Below are 16,993 nucleotides of genomic sequence, written 5' to 3' on the forward strand. Positions count from 1 at the left end.
GTTTTTTGACCCGCTGGCGGGAAAATAACCAATGCCCAGATGATGTTACGCTGTTTTACGCTTTAATAACAGATGTGCAACCACACCGCCGACCAGGCCCCAGAACGCCGCGCCGATGCCGCAGAGCGTTACCCCGGATGCGGTGATCAAAAAGGCTATCAGGGCGCTGTCCCGCTCCTCGGGCTGCTCAAGCGCCCGTTGCAGACTGCCGCCGAGCGTGGCAAGCAGTGCCAGCCCCGCCAGCACCTGCACCATTACCGCAGGCAGTGCGCTGAACAACACGGCAATTAACGCGCCGGAAAAGCCAGCCAGCAGATAAAAAAAACCGGCCAGCGCGGCAGCTATCCAGCGGCGACGGGGATCGACATCCACATCTTCTCCCATGCAAATGGCCGCCGTAATCGCCGCCACACAAACCGAAAACCCGCCAAACGGTGACAAGACCAGGGCAAGCAGTCCTGTCCAGCTCATCAACGCGGAGACCGGGGGACGGTAGCCATGGGCGTGCAATGTGGCGATGCCCGGTGCATTTTGTGACGCCATGGTCACCAGAAAATAGGGAAGGCCAACACCGATGAGTACAGGCCATGAAAAGGTCGGCCAGACAGGGCCGGGAAGGCTGAAACTCGCCGCATGCGCGGGAAAATGGAGGCTGTTTTGCCCGTATGCGACAGCCAGGCCTGCCAGCAGCGCGATCAGAATGGCGTAGCGGGCCAACCACCGGCGTGCCAGTAACCAAACACAGCACATTGCGCCCGCCAGGGTAAAATTTACCGCTAAATCGCTAAACGTCTGCAGGCCAAAGCGCAGTAAAATCCCGGCCAGCATGGCGGCGGCCAGCGAGGCAGGGATGTAGTTCATTAGTCGGGCAAACAGGCCCGTCACCCCGCACAACACAATCAGGGCATTGGCAAAAACAAATACGCCGACGGCTTCGTGTATCGATGCGCCCTGAAGGCTGGTGGCGAGTAATGCCGCGCCCGGCGTGGACCAGGCGGCTAAGATCGGCATCCGGTACGCCAGAGACAGCCCCGCTGAAGCAATGCCCATCGCCAGGCCAATGACGGAAAGCCAGCCGGCAATTTGCGCGGATGAGGCGCCCGCGGACAGGGCAACCTGATAGATAATCGCACCGGTACTGCTGTAGCCGACTAATACCGCCACCAGGCCGGAAACGGCCATGGGCAGGGTAACGGGAAAGGGTGCGTGGCGTGCTGACATGGTGTAACCCTCTTGTGCGTTATAGCGCACATCCTCGCACAGGGCGTTATAACGCACAAGTGTTACACTAGAGCGGTAAAGCAGGAGATAACATGGAAAATTTGCATCAATATCTTGGCGATGGGCTAAAACAATTGCGCCAGGCCAATGGCTGGAGCCTGAGCTTAACCGCAGAAAAAACGGGCGTCAGTAAGGCGATGCTGGGCCAGATTGAACGCGGCGAGTCCAGCCCCACGGTCGCGACCTTGTGGAAAATAGCGACCGGCTTCAACGTTCCGTTCTCATTTTTTGTTCATTCCGGGGCGCATTCCGCAGGCGAGGTGACCGGTTACCGGCAGCAGAATGCGCAGATGGCGGTTACGCCGCTGCTGCCTTACGACGCCCGGTTGCGTTTTGATTTACTGGCGGTTGAGCTGGCAGCGGGTGCGCAAAGCGACTCCACTGCCCATGAGAAAGGGGTGATTGAGCAGGTGGTGGTACTGGAAGGGGAACTGTTGTTAGGCGTGGAAGAGACCTGGCGACGGCTTAAACAGGGCGAAGCCTTTCAGTTCCGGGCCGACGTCGCTCACAGCTATCGTAATCCCCTTGACCGCCGCCTGCGGTTTCACAGCCTGATCCACTATCTGGGCCGAACCTGAGCTTACAAATTGAAACCAGCCGCGTCTGTTCAGGCCCGACCGGCATTTGTATACTTCATTTCCCTTGTATGGCGCGCTTTGCAGGCTGTCTCAACGCCCGCCGTCTGCGCCATACTGACGCTTTATCTGTTACCGATTTGTGAGGAATGACTATGGCTATAACCACACTTGATGCGAAAACCGCTCTGATCGTCATCGATCTGCAAGAGGGGATTGTTGCGCTGCCAGTTGTGCACGAGCCACAGTCGGTGATTGAACGCTGCGCGCGACTTGCCAGCGCTTTTCGTGAAAAGGATCTGCCCGTCGTGCTCGTCAACGTGGCAGGCGGTGCGCCTGGTCGCAATGAACAGCCGCGTCACGAAGGCGAGCTGCCTGCAAACTGGGCGATCCTGGTGCCCGCCATGACACCGCAGCATAACGATCTGACCATCACCAAAAAAACCTGGGGCGCGTTTCATGACACCGCGCTGCATGATGAACTGCAAAAGCGTGGCATTACCCAGGTGGTCATTTGCGGCATTGCCACCAGTATTGGCGTGGAATCGACGGCGCGTGAGGCGTACGCATCAGGTTACAACGTCACGCTTGCAGTGGATGCGATGACCGATCTCAATAGTGATACGCACGAAAACAGCATCAAGCGCGTCTTTCCCCGCCTGGGTGAAACGGGCAGCTATAATGATGTGATTGCCAAACTGAACGCGCTGTAAACCCTGTCAGGCAGGCCTGGGATTGAGCAGCATCACGCCCAGTCCCTGGAAATCGTTCAGGTTACGCGTGACCTGAATGACATCGTGCTGTAGCGCCGTTGCCGCAATCAGCGCATCGGTTGCGGAACGTCAGTCGGGCAGGTGCAGCATGGCGCACCGGCCTGCGAACGGACCATCGGCAACCTTCTCTGGCGATCCGCCTCAAGCTCCTGCGTCTGATACCCGTGGCGCAAACGTTGTGCCTGCTCCCCATCCCGCCCTTCAAGACGCAAAATACCTGTCTCTGTTTCCAGCCGCGTCAGCGCTGAAATGAACGTGCTGTCAAGGTCAATAGCATTAGCCCTGCCAGGACATTGGGATCAATACGCGGCGTGCCTGCCTTACGCAACCCAGAAAGGATCGGGTTATCCAGCAGATAACGCATCAGAAGCCGGCATCTCGTCCGGTGATGACAGGCCGTTCAGGTTCGAAATCGACATCTGCCGTTTCAGGCATTGCCAGCGTCATGGCCAGTTTTTTTTTACCGCCTGTTAACCTCGGATATGCCTCAACCGTTAACAGGATATGAGCGGTTTAGCGTGATCGGTGATGTACACTGGACCTTCCTCCGCCTCTTTTTTCGCCTTGGTAACATCCTGATTAAAGGCACGACTGAAACAGATTTTGCTGCTCAACGTGCGTGCTCCTTATGATGTCGTTACGTTACTGCATGGATTTTAGGAGCGTGGACTTTGTTTGAGCGAGTTTTGAACAAAAATTCGAGTGCTTTCGCAAATAGGTATTCTGGAGGCCGACGTTGACGGCGAAAGAGGGTAATGCGTCAGGGGATTGTGCCAGGCGCGATGAGAATAACATGAGAGGTCGCCACGCTGCGCCGCCGCGTTGTGCTCACGCGGCGGCCATGTTCACTACTGGAAAGCGTAACTGACCGTCAGGCCCACGCTGTAGTTGCGCCCCGGAGCCGGTTCAAAGTAGCGACCGTTGCTTTCATTGACGATCACCGAGCCAACGTAGTTGCGGTCAAACAGGTTATCCACCCGACCAAACAAATCCAGCGTCCAGGCATCGACAAGCCACTTATAGCCGCTGTTGACCGAGGTGATGGCATAGGAAGGCGCACGGACCGCATTGCTGTCATCCGCTGCGATATTGCTCATATAACGCCATTCCGCTCCAGCATAAAAGCCTTCTTCAGGCGCATAAGCCAGCCCGGTATACAGCATATTGCGCGCAATGCCCGGAATACGGTTGCCGTCGCAGCTGGCGTTGCCGCAGGCATTACTGCGGTAGCGCGCATCCAGCAGCGTATAGGCCATTTTCAGTCGCCAGTCGTAGTTAACCTGCTGATCAAACGCCAGTTCGAGGCCACGCCGACGGGTTTCTCCGGCATTTTTGTAAGTGGTGCGTCCACCGCTGCTGCTGTCGACAACAATTTCATCCTGAGTATCGGTCTGGAAAACGGCAGCGCTGAGCAGGCCATTGCCCAGACGTTTTTTGCTGCCTAACTCAACCGTGTCGCTGGTCGCGGGTTTCAGCCCCAGATTCAGGCCGGACTGATCGTCTGAACGATAGGACAGCTCATTAATCGTCGGGGTTTCAAATCCACGGCCGGCAGATAAATAGGCATTCCAGCTGTCGTCAAACGCATACTTCAGCGCGGCGGCGGGCAGCCATTTGTGATAACGGGCATCGCCACTGTCATCGCCGTTGCCTGGCGTGATGTAAAAGTCGTTGGAGTCAAAACTGACCGTACTGAAACGGACGCCTGCATCCAGCGACCATTTTTGACTGAGCTGCCAGGTGGTCTGCAAATAGGGATCAAGATTCCACATCAGGTTACGTTCGTTGCGCCGCATATTTCCCTGCTCACCGAACTGCGTCACGCCGTTGGCCGTAGTGAAATTCTCAAAACCTTTGCGCTGTTCGCTCATGGTTTCGTAATCCAGCCCGGCAGTCAGCGTGACCGGAACCGAAAACAGATCATCACGGTGTGTCCAGCGGGTATCAATGCCCTGATAGTGGCGGGTCAACGCGATCACGCCGCCGGGATGCGATGGGCTTCGCTGCACGTTGGCAGGAATGGACTGGAACTGCGTCGTTTCACGCATCCCGGCATACATCATCACGCTCAGGTCGTCGTTTTCGCTCATCCTACGCTGATAGTGCAGGCCGCCCTGGGTTTGATCGACGGTTTTGCGGGTGTTGTAAAGTGAGACATTACTGACAACCTGACGGGGATTCGCGCGCCACTGGTCAGGCGTCAACCCACCCGGGTCCTGCGCGTCGATATGTACGCTGTTAAACAGTAAGGTCAGGGTGCTGACGTCATCAATGCGTACGCCCAGCTTTGCGTTACCCAGATTTTTTTGCGCGGCGCTGTGGTCGCGATAACCGTGAGTGGTAAAGCGCGAGGCGGAAAGCGTGTAATTAACATCGCCGGCTTTGGTGCCGTCGCCGGTGGCGCCGCTGGCTTTCACGCTGTTGCGCCAGCTACCGTAGCTGCCAAACCAACTGCCTGCTTCAAGCGTGGGGGGCTGCTGACCGGTCTGAGTGGTAACGTTAATGACGCCGCCGGAGGCATTGCCATATAGCGCAGAAAACGGCCCACGCAGCACCTCCACCCGATCGACCGAACCGATATCAATATTGGACGTTTGTCCCTGACCATCCGGCATGGTGGCCGGAATGCCATCGACATAAATGCGCAGGCCACGGACCCCGTAAGTCGAACGGGAACCAAAGCCGCGCACGGACAACTGCAGGTCCTGTGCATAATTTTGTCTGTTTTGGATCTGCAACCCCGGTACGCTGGTCAGGTTTTCTGACAGGTTAACGCGCGGGGCGGCCTGACGCATATCGTCGCCGTTTACCACGCTCACGGCGGCAGGCGTATCAAGTTCATTAAGGCCTTTTGCTGGCGGCGCGGCGCTGACAACAAGGGTATTACCGCCATCTGCCGCAAACAGCGGCAGCGGAAAGAGGGCAGGCAGCACTAATAACGGCAGGCTTGCCTGGCGTGATCGCTTAATATTCATCTGTATTTGGCCTGAAAGCGTGGATCCCTGGGTATATGTCGCCTGCCAGAGTGACGAAAACAACGGTGGCTATCGGCAGGTCGCGAAAATGGTGGTACTAAATGAACCAACTGGAACAATCGCGACACATGTTACTGGTTTTGTCAGAGGTTTGGAAAGCGTAAATGATTGGCCGGTTTATGTGATCGCATCGTCGCCAACCTTGTTATTCTCTGACCGGCTCGACGCCGCGAAGAGGTCTGTCGGGCCACGATGTCTTCATGGCCCGTTACGCGCGGGTCACGGCGTGCCGACGGGACGCGGCGGGTAACAGATGCTACATTTGAGCCTGCGCCGTCAGGTACACAGAAGACGGATACCCATAATCAGAACGAAGGAAATCAGCATGAAACAACCTGATGTTGCAGTACTGGGATTAGGGGCGATGGGGCATGCCTTTGCCGCTAATTTACTGAAAAAGGGGTTCAGGGTGTACGGCTGGAACCGCACCCGTGCGCGGGGGGAAGATTTGATTGCGGCGGGGCTGACGTTAACCGATTCCGCAGCGGAAGCCGTGCAGAAGGCGGACGTGGTAATTGCCATGTTGTCAGACGGCGAGACCACAGAGCAGGTCCTGCACGAGGCGAAAGCGGCGCTGAAACAGGGCGCAACGCTGTGCCAGATGAGCACGATCGGCGTTGAAAAAACGGATGCGCTGATCACTTTCTTTGCTCAGGCTCGTCCCGATGTGGTGTTTATCGACGCGCCGGTTTCCGGTACCAAGGCGCCCGCAGAGAACGCCCAGATTCTGGTGATGGCCAGTGGCGATCGGTCCCGTGCTCAGGCCGCAGAGGCCGTCTTCGACGCGATAGGTAAAGGCACGCAGTGGCTGGGTGAGGCGGGCAAGAGCTCGCGCATGAAGCTAGTCATCAACAGCTGGCTGATTGGTCTGATGCAGAGCCTGGCCGAAAGTACCCGGCTTGCCGACCAGTTTGGTTTCTCAACCGACGATCTGTGGCAGGTGCTGGACGGTGGCCCGCTGGCGGCGCCTTATGCCAAAATGAAGCTGGGCATGATGGCCAGCGATGATTATACCCCGCAGATGCATCTGCAATGGGCGCTTAAAGACGCGAAGCTGGCACTGGACGCCTCAGACAGTTCATTGCCCGCGCTGGAAAATATCGCCAGCGTCTGGCAGCAGGCCGTGGAAGCCGGTCATGGTGAAGAGGACTTAGCCGTGATCTATAAATATCTTAAGTCGCAATGAGTTCAAGGGTCAGTTTTGATTTCAGCACGCGCCCGCTGGTGCCGCTGGCGCACGACTATTCGCATGGTGCGACAGAACCCTGGCACCATCACAGCTGCGCGCAGCTTATTCATACGCTGAGCGGCGTCGTGCGCGTGGAAACAGAACAGGGCAGCTGGACCGTACCGCCAAGTCGTGGCGTCTGGCTGCCCGCTTTTACCCGTCATCGCTTGTACATTACCGGCGCAGTCGCCGCACGCACGCTGTTTATCGATCCCCTTGCCAGGGCCGATCTTCCCGCCAGCTGCAAGGTCGTGCAGATTTCAGCGCTGCTGCGCGAGCTGATCATCCACGCCATCGATTTGCCCGTGTCCTATGCGCCAGCCAGCCGTAGCGAGCGGATTTATGAATTGATTCTGGATGAAATTCGCGGCATGGATGCGCTGCCTTATGCGTTGCCCCTGCCTCAGAGCCCACGTTTACGGGCTCTGTGCATGCAGATTCAGGCCGATCTGGCGGGCGACTGGTCTCTGGCGGCGGCCAGCACCAGGCTCAACCTGTCTGGCCGGACGCTGGCTCGCCATTTCGTGCGTGAAACCGGCCTGCAGTTCAGTGACTGGGTCCGGCGGGCGCGCGTGGCTGTTGCCCTGACGCGTCTGGCGCAGGGCGACAGCGTATTGCGCGTGGCTTTGGATCTGGGCTATGAAAGCCCGAGTGCCTTTAGCGCCATGTTTCGCCGTCTGCTGGGTGTATCGCCAACGGACTATTTTCCTGCGGCAGAAAGTGGCTTGCCGCGTTAAGCAACGCCTGCAGTGCGGCGCGCGACGTATCATTGTCGATGCTGACGCCCCAGTGGCGTTCGCCCTGAAGGTTGATGCAGCTGACATAGGCAACTGAGCGGCTGTCGCTACGTTTTCCCAGCGTATGTTCATGATAATCTTCAATGGTCAGCGCCAGGTCGAGGGACTGACGGAGTGCCGTCACAGCGGCGGAAAGCAGGCCATTACCGCGGCCTGTCAGACGCAGAGTGCGGCCCTGATGATGGACGTGGGCACGCAGTTGCGTCTGCTCGCCCGACTCGCTTTGACTGTGCGCTTCCATCAGGCGCAGAGCGGGCTGCTCAATCTGATAGTGACGGCAGAAAAGCTGCCAGACAGCGTGCTGCGTCATTTCTTTACCGTGCAGATCGCTCTCCTGCTGAACGCAACGGCTGAAATCCTGCTGCAGAGGGCGGGGAAGTTGCAGGCCATGATTTTGCTCCAGCAACCAGGCGGCGCCGCTTTTACCCGACTGGCTGTTTACCCGAATCACAGCTTCGTAACTGCAGCCGATATCGGCAGGGTCGAGTGGCAAATAGGGGATCTGCCACTGCGTTTCCTTATGCTGGCGGCGGTAAGCGAATCCCTTCTTAATCGCATCCTGATGCGAGCCGGAAAAAGCGGTAAATACCAGCTCCCCGGCATAGGGATGACGGGGATGAACCGGCAGTTTATTGCAGTCGGTCACCACCTCAATAACCCGCGCCATATCACTAAAGTCCAGTCCCGGCGCAATGCCCTGGGTATAAAGATTTAACGCCAACGTCACCAAATCAACGTTACCTGTACGTTCACCATTGCCAAACAGGGAGCCTTCAATCCGATCCGCGCCTGCCAGCAGGGCAAGTTCCGCGCAGGCGACGCCCGTTCCTCTGTCGTTATGAGGATGAACGCTGATACATACCGCGTCGCGTCGGCTAAAGTGACGGCAGAAAAACTCTATCTGATCGGCATAGACGTTGGGCGTATTCACTTCAACAGTGGCGGGCAGGTTGATGATCATGGGACGTTCCGGGCTGGGTTGCCAGACCTCTGCTACCGCCTCACATATCTCCAGCGCGAAGGCCGGCTCTGTAAAACAGAAGGTTTCGGGTGAATATTCAAAGCTCCACTGTGTGTCAGGCGCGGCCTCACATGCAGCACGAATCTGTCTTGCGCTCGTGGTCGCCAGCGCCACGATCTGTGTTTTACTCTGATTAAACACGCGTTCGCGAAATAAGGGAGCGGTGGCATTATACAAATGCACAATGGCGCGCGGTGCACCCTCTAGTGCGCAGAATGTTCTGTCAATCAGGTCGTGACGTGCTGGCGTTAACACCTGCAACGTCACGTCATCAGGAATGCGCTTTTGTTCGATAAGATCCCGCACAAAGTCAAAATCCCTTTGCGAGGCAGAAGGAAAGGCGGCTTCAATCTCTTTAACGCCGCAGTCCAGTAATAATTGCCAGAACTGCAGTTTCTGCGCACGATTCATCGGTTCTGCCAGGGCCTGATTGCCATCCCGCAGGTCGGTAGACAGCCAGCGCGGCGCGCGGGTGATCTGCTTTGAAGGCCACTGGCGAGAGGCCAGATCAACGGACGGGAACGGACGATATTTCTCAGCCGGATGCATCAACATAGTCATCTCCTTGTAGGTGTTAATCCAGTGTGGCGTGGCGTTACGCCCGCCGCGCGCGGAAAACTGACAACCTGAAGCGCAAAAGTGACAATTTTGTTGACGCCTTGTGGCGCTGAGTGCGCAGGCGTTTGCTGAAGGGGAAAGAGAGCGGTAGCATAACCTGATGTTTCTCAAGGTGGTTCCCCTATGCTGGTTTTCGACGGGCACAACGATCTGTTACTCAATCTGTGGCTGTACCATCGCGATGCGCCCGCAGAGGCTTTCTATGCGGGTGTGCCAAAAGGTCACCTCGACTTTCCTCGTATGCAGCAGGGCGGTTTTGCCGGTGGGCTGTTTGCTGTTTTTGTGCCGCCGCAGGACTATCTCGCTCAGGTCGCCCCGGCTCGCGCCGCGCAAGAACCCTATGATCCGCTGACAATCATGTGGCAGCAGCTGGCGATACTGCAGCAGATCGCTGCGCAGTCAGCGGGCCGTGCCAGGCTATGCCACAGCGCTGCAGAGATTGAAGCCTGCCGTGCTGAGGGCGTGTTGGCGCTGGTGGCGCATATTGAAGGGGCCGACGCGCTGGATGCGGAGGGCGAAACGCTAAACGCCTTCTACCAGGCAGGTGTTCGCTCTATCGGCCCATTCTGGAATCTGAAAAATCGCTTCGGCGAAGGGGTTAACGGCAGTTTTCCAGGTTTGCCGGATACGGGGCCAGGCCTGACGGCAGAAGGGGAAGCGCTTATCAGGCAGGCCGCTGCCTTAAACATGATGATTGATGTGTCGCATATGAATGAAAAAGCCTTCTGGGATACGGCCCGGCTTTCCGCTGCGCCGCTGGTGGCCAGCCACTCTAATGCTCACGTTTTATGTGCTCAGCCGCGCAACCTGACCGATAACCAGCTTAAGGCGATCCGTGCCAGCGGTGGGCTGGTTGGCATAAACTTTGGCAATGCGTTCCTTCGTGCTGATGGAAAACGCGACAGCGATACCGATCTGACAGAAATCGTCAAACATTGCGATCACTTAATTAACATAATGGGCGAAGATCACGTGGCATTCGGTTCAGACTTTGACGGGATCTCGCCGCCTGAGGCATTAGGTGACGTCAGCGGTCTGCCGCGATTGCTCGCCGTTTTTCGCGACTCGGGCTATGATCAACGCATGCTGGAAAAATTAACGTGGGGAAACTGGCTGCGGGTTTTGCAACACACCGGACTGCACTAACATGTTTTCTTACGGGCTTTTCATTGATTTCACCTGGCCGTCTGCGTGAAAATAGTGTGACAAGGTTCGCATTTTAACCCCTGTCACAATGCTGTCTTGCAGTCATTCATTTGTCTGTTTATCTCAATCTATAAGGAAGAAAGTTATGTGGAAAAAACCAACGTTTGTTGACCTGCGCCTCGGTCTGGAAGTGACGCTGTACATCTCCAACCGCTAATCACTTGCCCGCCGTCTGTGCGGGCATTTTGTTTCAACACCTGGTTCCTTTCATGTTTATTAAAGTCCTTGGATCGGCTGCAGGCGGTGGATTCCCTCAGTGGAATTGCAACTGCCCCAACTGTGATGGTGTGCGTAACGGGACTCTGCAGGCCAGCCCGCGCACCCAGTCCTCCATCATCATCAGTGATAACGGTGAAGACTGGGTTCTCTGCAATGCCTCACCTGACATCAGCCAGCAAATACTGCACACGCCTGAATTAGTGAAAAAGGGCGTTCTGCGCGGGACCGCGATCGGCGGCATTATTCTTACCGACAGTCAGATTGACCACACCACCGGGCTGCTCAGCCTGCGTGAGGGCTGCCCGCATCAGGTGTGGTGTACACCCGAAGTGCATGACGATCTGACGACCGGTTTCCCGGTGTTTACCATGCTGAAACACTGGAATGGCGGACTTCAACACCGGCCCATTCGTCCGTTAACGCCGTTTAACGTGGATGTGTGTCCGGATCTCCAGTTTACCGCTATTCCGATCCTCAGCAATGCACCGCCGTATTCACCTTACCGTGACCGTCCGTTACCGGGCCACAACGTCGCGCTGTTTATTGAAAACCGCGCCAACGGCCAGACGCTCCTTTATGCCCCGGGGCTTGGGGAGCCGGATGCGGTGATCCTGCCCTGGCTTGAGCAGGCCGACTGCCTGCTGATTGATGGTACGGTATGGCAGGATGATGAATTACTGACCGCGGGCGTGGGTAAAAATACCGGCAAGGCCATGGGCCACCTGGCGCTGGCCGAAGAGCAGGGGCTGATGGCACTGCTCGCCCGTCTGCCAGCAAAACGAAAGATTTTAATCCATATTAACAACACGAATCCCGTTCTCAACGAACAGTCACCTCAGCGGCAGTACCTGACACAACAGGGCATTGAGGTGAGTCACGACGGGATGGCGATACATCTTCAGGACTAAACGATGCTGATTACGGAAACCCTGTCGCCGCAGGCCTTTGAACAGGCGCTGCGTGATAAAGGCGCCTACTACCATATTCATCACCCGTACCATATTGCGATGCATAACGGTCAGGCCACGCCTGAGCAGATTCAGGGATGGGTGGCGAATCGCTTTTACTACCAGACCAGCATTCCACTGAAAGACGCGGCGATCATGGCCAACTGCCCCGATCCGGCAACCCGACGTAAATGGGTACAACGCATCCTGGATCATGATGGCAGCCAGGGCGAAGATGGCGGCATTGAGGCCTGGTTACGCCTGGGCGAAGCGGTGGGCTTAAGCCGGGATGAACTGGTCTCGGAGCAGCATGTCCTGCCGGGCGTCCGGTTTGCGGTTGATGCCTATGTCAGTTTTGCCCGTCGCGCGAACTGGCAGGAAGCGGCCTGCAGCTCGCTGACCGAGCTGTTTGCGCCTCAGATTCATCAGTCGCGGCTCGACAGCTGGCCGCAGCACTATCCGTGGATCAAAGAAGAAGGTTACTTCTATTTCCGTAGCCGCCTGAGTCAGGCCAACCGCGACGTGGAGCACGGCCTGGCACTGGCGCTGGCGTTTTGCGACACCGCCGAAAAACAGAACCGCATGCTGGAGATCCTGCAGTTCAAGCTGGACATTCTGTGGACCATGCTGGATGCCATGACCATGGCTTACGAACTTCAACGCCCGCCTTATCATAGCGTGACGGATAAAGCGGCCTGGCACACAACCCGACTGGTATAACGATGAACGAACACACAATTGCCGCCTTTCGCCGGGGCTACCGTATGCAATGGGAAGCGGCACAGGACAGCCACGTCGTGCTTTACCCGGAAGGCATGGCGAAACTCAATGAAACCGCCGCCGCCATTCTGGAGCTGGTTGACGGCAAGCAGGATATCGCCGCGATCATTGCCATTCTGGATGCGCGTTTCCCCGAGGCCGGCGGTGTGGGCGAGGATGTCAAAGAATTCCTGCAGTCAGCCTATGAACAGAAGTGGATACAGTTTCGTGAACCAGCATAAACCCGGCGTCAATCCGCCCCTGTGGCTGCTGGCCGAGCTGACGTACCGCTGTCCGCTCCAGTGCCCGTACTGTTCAAATCCACTGGATTTTGCCCAGCAGGAAAAAGAGCTGAGCACTGAACAGTGGATCGACGTCTTTCGCCAGGCACGCGCCATGGGCAGCGTTCAGCTCGGCTTTTCCGGCGGGGAGCCGTTAACGCGCAAAGACCTGCCTGACCTGATCAAAGCGGCACGTGACTTAGGTTTTTATACCAACCTGATTACCTCCGGGATTGGCCTGACGGAGAAAAAGCTTGAGGCTTTCAGCGACGCGGGACTGGATCATATTCAGATCAGTTTCCAGGCCAGTGATGAAACCCTTAACGCGGCGCTGGCCGGCTCTAAGAAGGCGTTTCAGCAGAAGCTGGAGATGGCGCGCGCGGTCAAAGCCCACGGCTATCCCATGGTGCTGAACTTCGTGCTGCATCGTCACAATATCGATCAGATCGATAAGATTATCGACCTGTGCATCGAGCTTGAAGCCGATGATGTGGAGCTGGCGACCTGTCAGTTTTACGGCTGGGCGCAGTTAAACCGTGAGGGATTGCTGCCTACCCGTGAGCAGATCGCCCGGGCCGAAGGCATCGTGAATCAGTACCGTGCGCGCATGAGCGACAGCGGTAGCCTCACCAATCTGCTGTTCGTGACGCCTGACTATTATGAAGAACGTCCCAAGCCCTGCATGGGCGGTTGGGGCGCGATCTTCCTGAGCGTCACGCCCGATGGCACCGCGCTTCCGTGCCACAGCGCACGCCAGCTGCCGGTGGCTTTTCCCTCTGTGCTTGAACAGAGCCTGGAGGATATCTGGTACCACTCGTTTGGCTTCAACCGCTATCGCGGCTATGACTGGATGCCGGAACCCTGTCGCTCCTGTGACGAAAAAGAGAAAGATTTTGGCGGCTGTCGCTGTCAGGCCTTTATGCTTACCGGCGATGCAGACAATGCCGATCCGGTCTGCAGCAAATCGCCGCACCATGGCAAAATCCTTGATGCCCGCCGTGAAGCCGACTGCAGCGACATTAAAATTGGTCAGCTTCAGTTCCGCAATCGCAGCAATTCTCAGCTGATCTATAAAACGCGGATTCTGTAATGCATTCACGCTGCCTGCAACTCAATGGACTGAACGTAACGCTGTGCCACCAGCCGGACGCCACCCAGGCGGCGGCGCTGGTCAAAGTGGCGGCAGGCAGCCATGACGAGCCAGAGCGCTGGCCTGGACTCGCGCATTTGCTGGAGCACCTGCTTTTTACCGGCAGTCAGCGCTGGCCGCATGATGGGCGGCTGATGAGTTGGGTTCAGGCGAACGGCGGACAGGTGAATGCTACCACCCAGGCACGCGAAAGCGCCTGGTTTTTTGAGGTCACCCCCGACAACTTCAGTGAAGGCCTGTTGCGCCTGCAGGATATGCTGAGTGCGCCGAGCCTGACCCGCGAGGCCATCAGCCAGGAAATCGCGGTGATTGATGCAGAGCACCGCCTGCTGCAGCGCCATGCTGCGGCCCGCGCGGAAGCCGCCATGTTTACGCCAGTGACGTCTCCGGCGCAGTTTAAACGCTTTCATGTCGGGAACAGGATGTCGTTCGGTGACAACGTCACTGATTTGCAGGCGGCGCTGCGGGCTTTTCATCAGCGCTTCTTTCACTCAGACAACCTGACGCTGTGGCTGCAGGGCCCACAGTCGCTGGAACAGCTCACCGCGTTGGCGAAGGCGTTTGCCGCTGCGTTTCAGCCCCGCAACAGTGCCAGGCGGCCCGATGCCCCGGTAATGCTTTCGCCCAACAGGGCGCTGGCGTTACAGCAGGAAGGGCCATCAGCACTCTGGCAAAGCTGGATTTTACCCGCGCAACTTCGTGACAGCGTCACTTTACTGCGCGAGTTTTTCCTTGATGATGCCCCAGGCGGGCTGCTGGAAACGCTGTATGCACGCACGCGGGCCAGCCAGCCTGACGTGAAATGGCTTTATCAGTCGGACGCGGACATGTGGGTAGCGGTCACGTTCGTCACGGAGGATCCGGCCGCTGTTCCGCCCCTGATCGCGTCCTTTCTTGAGGCGCTGCGCCATACCACGCCGGTGCAGCGGCAGCACTACTGGCAGCTGGCGCAGCAGCGCCTGGCCCCACAGTCGCCCCTGCTGCAACTTCAGGCGCGCGCGCTGGGCTTTGCGGCCGTGGGCGACTGTCCCGACCTGGACGCCTTACTGAACGAAATGCACGCCGCCACAGCGACCACGCTGATGAGCGCCGCCGAGGTTAAAGGTGAAACGCACAGGGTTCAGGGTTATGACCTGTCACTGACAGCTTGGCAAAAGCCCGTGATGAATTGCCCGCCCGTCAGGTGGACATTTTACCCGCAGCCGAATCTCTTGCCGCTGCGTGCAGAGCCGACCGGTCAGGCCGTGTTACCCCATATCACACCGGATGAGACGCAGGGCACGCTGGTGCTGCGTCCTGAACTTTATACAACATGGGCAGCCGGCGCGGCCTGCGAGCCTGAGTTACGCCCCGTGTTTGCGGTGCTGCGGCATTTTTCCGGCAGCGGAGAGTGGCGTGAGGTGCAGGGCGTCTGGCAACTCACCCTGCGCCTGCCGTCAGACAAGACGCTGCTCAGTGCGGCACTGGGGCAGCTTGTGCAATGCCTGATGCAGACACACAGCGTATCCACGCCGGTGATACCGGGCATTGCGATACGCGAACTGCTGCGCCAGCTGCCGCAGCGGCTGGCGACGTCACTCAATCCGCAATGCTGGCGTGCCGTCCTGCTCGGGGGCAATGCCGAACAGCATCGGCTCGTGTCCCGGCAGTTGAGTGTGCTGACGGTGAATTCCCCCACGCGCCCTGAGTACCGCTGCGTAGGCGGTGAAACCTGTATTCCCCATCCCAGCGATGACAGTGCCGTTCTGCTGTTTATTCCCCTGGGCGACCCGCAGCAGGTAGCCGCACTTCGCGCGCTGGCGCTGATCTGTGAGCCGCGCTTTTATCAGCGCTACCGGGTAGAACAGCCGATCGGCTACGTCGTCAGTTGCCGCTACCATCGCAGTACGGATAGCGATGGTCTTCTCTTTGCGCTTCAGTCACCGGATTGTCCGGCATCGACCCTGATCCAATACTGCGAAGACTTTCTGCGTGACATAGCGATCTACATTGCCCAGCAGGCAATCGATCCGCTCAAAACGCCGCTTTTGCAGGTGAAAGAAGATGCACATGAAGTGGCGTTACGCCAGGCGAATGGGTTGCCAAACCTGGAGGCGGAGAGGATAGCCGCACTCACTGAGGGAGAGGTGAAGCAGTTACAACAACAGTTACTGACCGATCGGCACCGCTGGCAGATCCTGTATGCTAAAGGTAAGAACTAGAATAATCACACACTGATATTGCTGAATAATTTTGATTGTTTACGCCAAATCTGTTCACTTTTACTTCCTGCTTATATGGCTCAGACTCAAGGTGATGTCATAAAATAAGGAAGTAAAAGTGAAGAATGTAAAACGTTTCACGCTGCCACTGCTCGCAGCTGCTGCACTGTATGTTCCGGTTTCTCAGGCTGAAGCCATGCATTATCAACTCGACCCGCAACATACCTCTGTTGTGGTAAGTTGGGAGCACTTCGGCTTCTCCCATCCGACTGCTGACATTCCAGACACGACAGGTTCTCTGGTTTTTGACAGCAGCAAGCCTGAGCAGTCGCGCGTTGACGTCACGTTACCGGTTAGCAAAATCGACAGCCATGTTCCTGCCCTGACCAAGGAATTCAAAGGCGCGGAGTATTTCGACGTGGCGAAGTATCCCAGTGCAACCTTCCGCAGCACCAAAGTCATTGCCAAAGGCGATAACAAATTTGATGTTGAAGGGAACCTCACTCTTAAAGGCATTACCAAACCTGTGACGCTGCATGCCACGCTGAATAAGCAGGGTGAGCATCCGATGGTCAAGAAGCAGGCGATTGGTTTTGACGCCACCGGTACCATTAAGCGTTCTGACTTCAAACTGGACAAATATGTACCAGCAGTCAGTGATGACGTGACACTGACTATTTCTACGGAAGCTTACGCCAAGTAAATTCCGCTACTTTTCCGGCCCGGCACCCAGGTGTCGGGCTTTTTTTTTGCAGCAGATTACGCCGCCGCCGGCCAGGCTAAGCGCCATTCGTCGTCCTTCCACTCACCCCTCGGCATCCTTTCGCCCTGCGACAGTACGCGCTAAAAAATGCATCTCATCATGGTGTTCCTGCGGATTCACCACGCCATCGTCTGTTTCG

Annotated in this window: 15 protein-coding genes; 12 read left to right on the forward strand and 3 right to left on the reverse strand. The window is 57.1% G+C overall.

Features of this window, described 5'->3' with window-relative positions; translation table 11 throughout:
* Positions 1 to 45 precede the first annotated feature (45 nt).
* Positions 46 to 1,221, reverse strand: coding sequence for a benzoate/H(+) symporter BenE family transporter (locus NYE92_RS03220; protein ID WP_015700341.1), 1,176 nt, complete (start codon positions 1,219 to 1,221; stop codon positions 46 to 48).
* 92 nt (positions 1,222 to 1,313) lie between these two features.
* Here NYE92_RS03220 and NYE92_RS03225 point away from each other — a divergent pair, with 92 nt between their 5' ends.
* Positions 1,314 to 1,859, forward strand: a complete 546-nt coding sequence (locus NYE92_RS03225; RefSeq protein WP_014593669.1) for a helix-turn-helix domain-containing protein — start codon at positions 1,314 to 1,316, stop codon at positions 1,857 to 1,859.
* Positions 1,860 to 2,011: 152 nt separating this feature from the next.
* Positions 2,012 to 2,569, forward strand: a complete 558-nt coding sequence (locus tag NYE92_RS03230) for an isochorismatase family protein (protein WP_259018510.1) — start codon at positions 2,012 to 2,014, stop codon at positions 2,567 to 2,569.
* Between the two features lie 908 nt (positions 2,570 to 3,477).
* Here NYE92_RS03230 and pqqU read toward each other — a convergent pair.
* Positions 3,478 to 5,604, reverse strand: coding sequence for a TonB-dependent receptor PqqU (gene pqqU / locus NYE92_RS03240; RefSeq protein ID WP_161611181.1), 2,127 nt, complete (start codon positions 5,602 to 5,604; stop codon positions 3,478 to 3,480).
* A gap of 313 nt (positions 5,605 to 5,917) precedes the next feature.
* Here pqqU and NYE92_RS03245 point away from each other — a divergent pair, with 313 nt between their 5' ends.
* Together NYE92_RS03245 and NYE92_RS03250 are read left to right on the forward strand one after the other, a co-directional pair.
* On the forward strand, positions 5,918 to 6,850 hold the full coding sequence (locus NYE92_RS03245) for an NAD(P)-dependent oxidoreductase (protein ID WP_409035016.1): 933 nt from the start codon (positions 5,918 to 5,920) through the stop codon (positions 6,848 to 6,850).
* Positions 6,847 to 7,629, forward strand: coding sequence for a helix-turn-helix domain-containing protein (locus tag NYE92_RS03250; RefSeq protein ID WP_259018513.1), 783 nt, complete (start codon positions 6,847 to 6,849; stop codon positions 7,627 to 7,629). The genes NYE92_RS03245 and NYE92_RS03250 overlap by 4 nt, the downstream gene beginning before the upstream one ends.
* On the opposite strand, the gene leuA is transcribed toward NYE92_RS03250, so the two are convergent.
* Positions 7,550 to 9,265: a 2-isopropylmalate synthase gene (gene leuA / locus NYE92_RS03255; RefSeq protein WP_259018514.1), complete on the reverse strand. Its 1,716-nt coding sequence runs from the start codon at positions 9,263 to 9,265 to the stop codon at positions 7,550 to 7,552. The two genes, NYE92_RS03250 and leuA, sit on opposite strands and share 80 nt — an antisense overlap.
* A 186-nt stretch (positions 9,266 to 9,451) precedes the next feature.
* Between leuA and NYE92_RS03260 the strand changes: the two genes are divergently transcribed.
* The 8 genes from NYE92_RS03260 to NYE92_RS03295 all read left to right on the forward strand — a co-directional run bounded on the left by NYE92_RS03260 (position 9,452) and on the right by NYE92_RS03295 (position 16,794).
* The gene (locus tag NYE92_RS03260) at positions 9,452 to 10,474 is read left to right on the forward strand and encodes a dipeptidase (protein ID WP_259018515.1); all 1,023 of its coding nucleotides are present in this window, start codon (positions 9,452 to 9,454) and stop codon (positions 10,472 to 10,474) included.
* A 145-nt stretch (positions 10,475 to 10,619) separates the two neighbouring features.
* On the forward strand, positions 10,620 to 10,691 hold the full coding sequence (gene pqqA, locus NYE92_RS03265) for a pyrroloquinoline quinone precursor peptide PqqA (RefSeq protein ID WP_009090272.1): 72 nt from the start codon (positions 10,620 to 10,622) through the stop codon (positions 10,689 to 10,691).
* A gap of 52 nt (positions 10,692 to 10,743) precedes the next feature.
* Positions 10,744 to 11,661, forward strand: a complete 918-nt coding sequence (gene pqqB / locus NYE92_RS03270; protein ID WP_014593676.1) for a pyrroloquinoline quinone biosynthesis protein PqqB — start codon at positions 10,744 to 10,746, stop codon at positions 11,659 to 11,661.
* Between the two features lie 3 nt (positions 11,662 to 11,664).
* A complete protein-coding gene (gene pqqC / locus NYE92_RS03275; protein WP_013025732.1) occupies positions 11,665 to 12,420 on the forward strand; it encodes a pyrroloquinoline-quinone synthase PqqC in 756 nt (251 codons plus the stop codon).
* Positions 12,421 to 12,422: 2 nt separating this feature from the next.
* Positions 12,423 to 12,701, forward strand: coding sequence for a pyrroloquinoline quinone biosynthesis peptide chaperone PqqD (gene pqqD, locus NYE92_RS03280; RefSeq protein WP_013025733.1), 279 nt, complete (start codon positions 12,423 to 12,425; stop codon positions 12,699 to 12,701).
* The gene (gene pqqE, locus NYE92_RS03285; RefSeq protein WP_013025734.1) at positions 12,688 to 13,830 is read left to right on the forward strand and encodes a pyrroloquinoline quinone biosynthesis protein PqqE; all 1,143 of its coding nucleotides are present in this window, start codon (positions 12,688 to 12,690) and stop codon (positions 13,828 to 13,830) included. Before pqqD ends, pqqE begins: the two co-directional genes overlap by 14 nt.
* Positions 13,830 to 16,091, forward strand: a complete 2,262-nt coding sequence (gene pqqF, locus NYE92_RS03290; RefSeq protein ID WP_259018516.1) for a pyrroloquinoline quinone biosynthesis protein PqqF — start codon at positions 13,830 to 13,832, stop codon at positions 16,089 to 16,091. The genes pqqE and pqqF overlap by 1 nt, the downstream gene beginning before the upstream one ends.
* A 118-nt stretch (positions 16,092 to 16,209) precedes the next feature.
* Positions 16,210 to 16,794, forward strand: coding sequence for a YceI family protein (locus NYE92_RS03295; RefSeq protein WP_022622759.1), 585 nt, complete (start codon positions 16,210 to 16,212; stop codon positions 16,792 to 16,794).
* The last annotated feature ends 199 nt before the right edge of the window (positions 16,795 to 16,993 follow it).

The organism is Pantoea sp. B566 (assembly GCF_024793925.1).
Taxonomy (GTDB): domain Bacteria; phylum Pseudomonadota; class Gammaproteobacteria; order Enterobacterales; family Enterobacteriaceae; genus Pantoea; species Pantoea ananatis.

Excerpts from the sequence above, each read along its gene's own strand:
- NYE92_RS03220 (WP_015700341.1), bottom strand. The coding sequence starts at position 1,221 with ATGTCAGCACGCCACGCACCCTTTCCCGTTACCCTGCCCATGGCCGTT.
- NYE92_RS03225 (WP_014593669.1), top strand. The coding sequence starts at position 1,314 with ATGGAAAATTTGCATCAATATCTTGGCGATGGGCTAAAACAATTGCGC.
- NYE92_RS03230 (WP_259018510.1), top strand. The coding sequence starts at position 2,012 with ATGGCTATAACCACACTTGATGCGAAAACCGCTCTGATCGTCATCGAT.
- pqqU (WP_161611181.1), bottom strand. The coding sequence starts at position 5,604 with ATGAATATTAAGCGATCACGCCAGGCAAGCCTGCCGTTATTAGTGCTG.
- NYE92_RS03245 (WP_409035016.1), top strand. The coding sequence starts at position 5,918 with ATGCTACATTTGAGCCTGCGCCGTCAGGTACACAGAAGACGGATACCC.
- NYE92_RS03250 (WP_259018513.1), top strand. The coding sequence starts at position 6,847 with ATGAGTTCAAGGGTCAGTTTTGATTTCAGCACGCGCCCGCTGGTGCCG.
- leuA (WP_259018514.1), bottom strand. The coding sequence starts at position 9,265 with ATGTTGATGCATCCGGCTGAGAAATATCGTCCGTTCCCGTCCGTTGAT.
- NYE92_RS03260 (WP_259018515.1), top strand. The coding sequence starts at position 9,452 with ATGCTGGTTTTCGACGGGCACAACGATCTGTTACTCAATCTGTGGCTG.
- pqqB (WP_014593676.1), top strand. The coding sequence starts at position 10,744 with ATGTTTATTAAAGTCCTTGGATCGGCTGCAGGCGGTGGATTCCCTCAG.
- pqqC (WP_013025732.1), top strand. The coding sequence starts at position 11,665 with ATGCTGATTACGGAAACCCTGTCGCCGCAGGCCTTTGAACAGGCGCTG.
- pqqD (WP_013025733.1), top strand. The coding sequence starts at position 12,423 with ATGAACGAACACACAATTGCCGCCTTTCGCCGGGGCTACCGTATGCAA.
- pqqF (WP_259018516.1), top strand. The coding sequence starts at position 13,830 with ATGCATTCACGCTGCCTGCAACTCAATGGACTGAACGTAACGCTGTGC.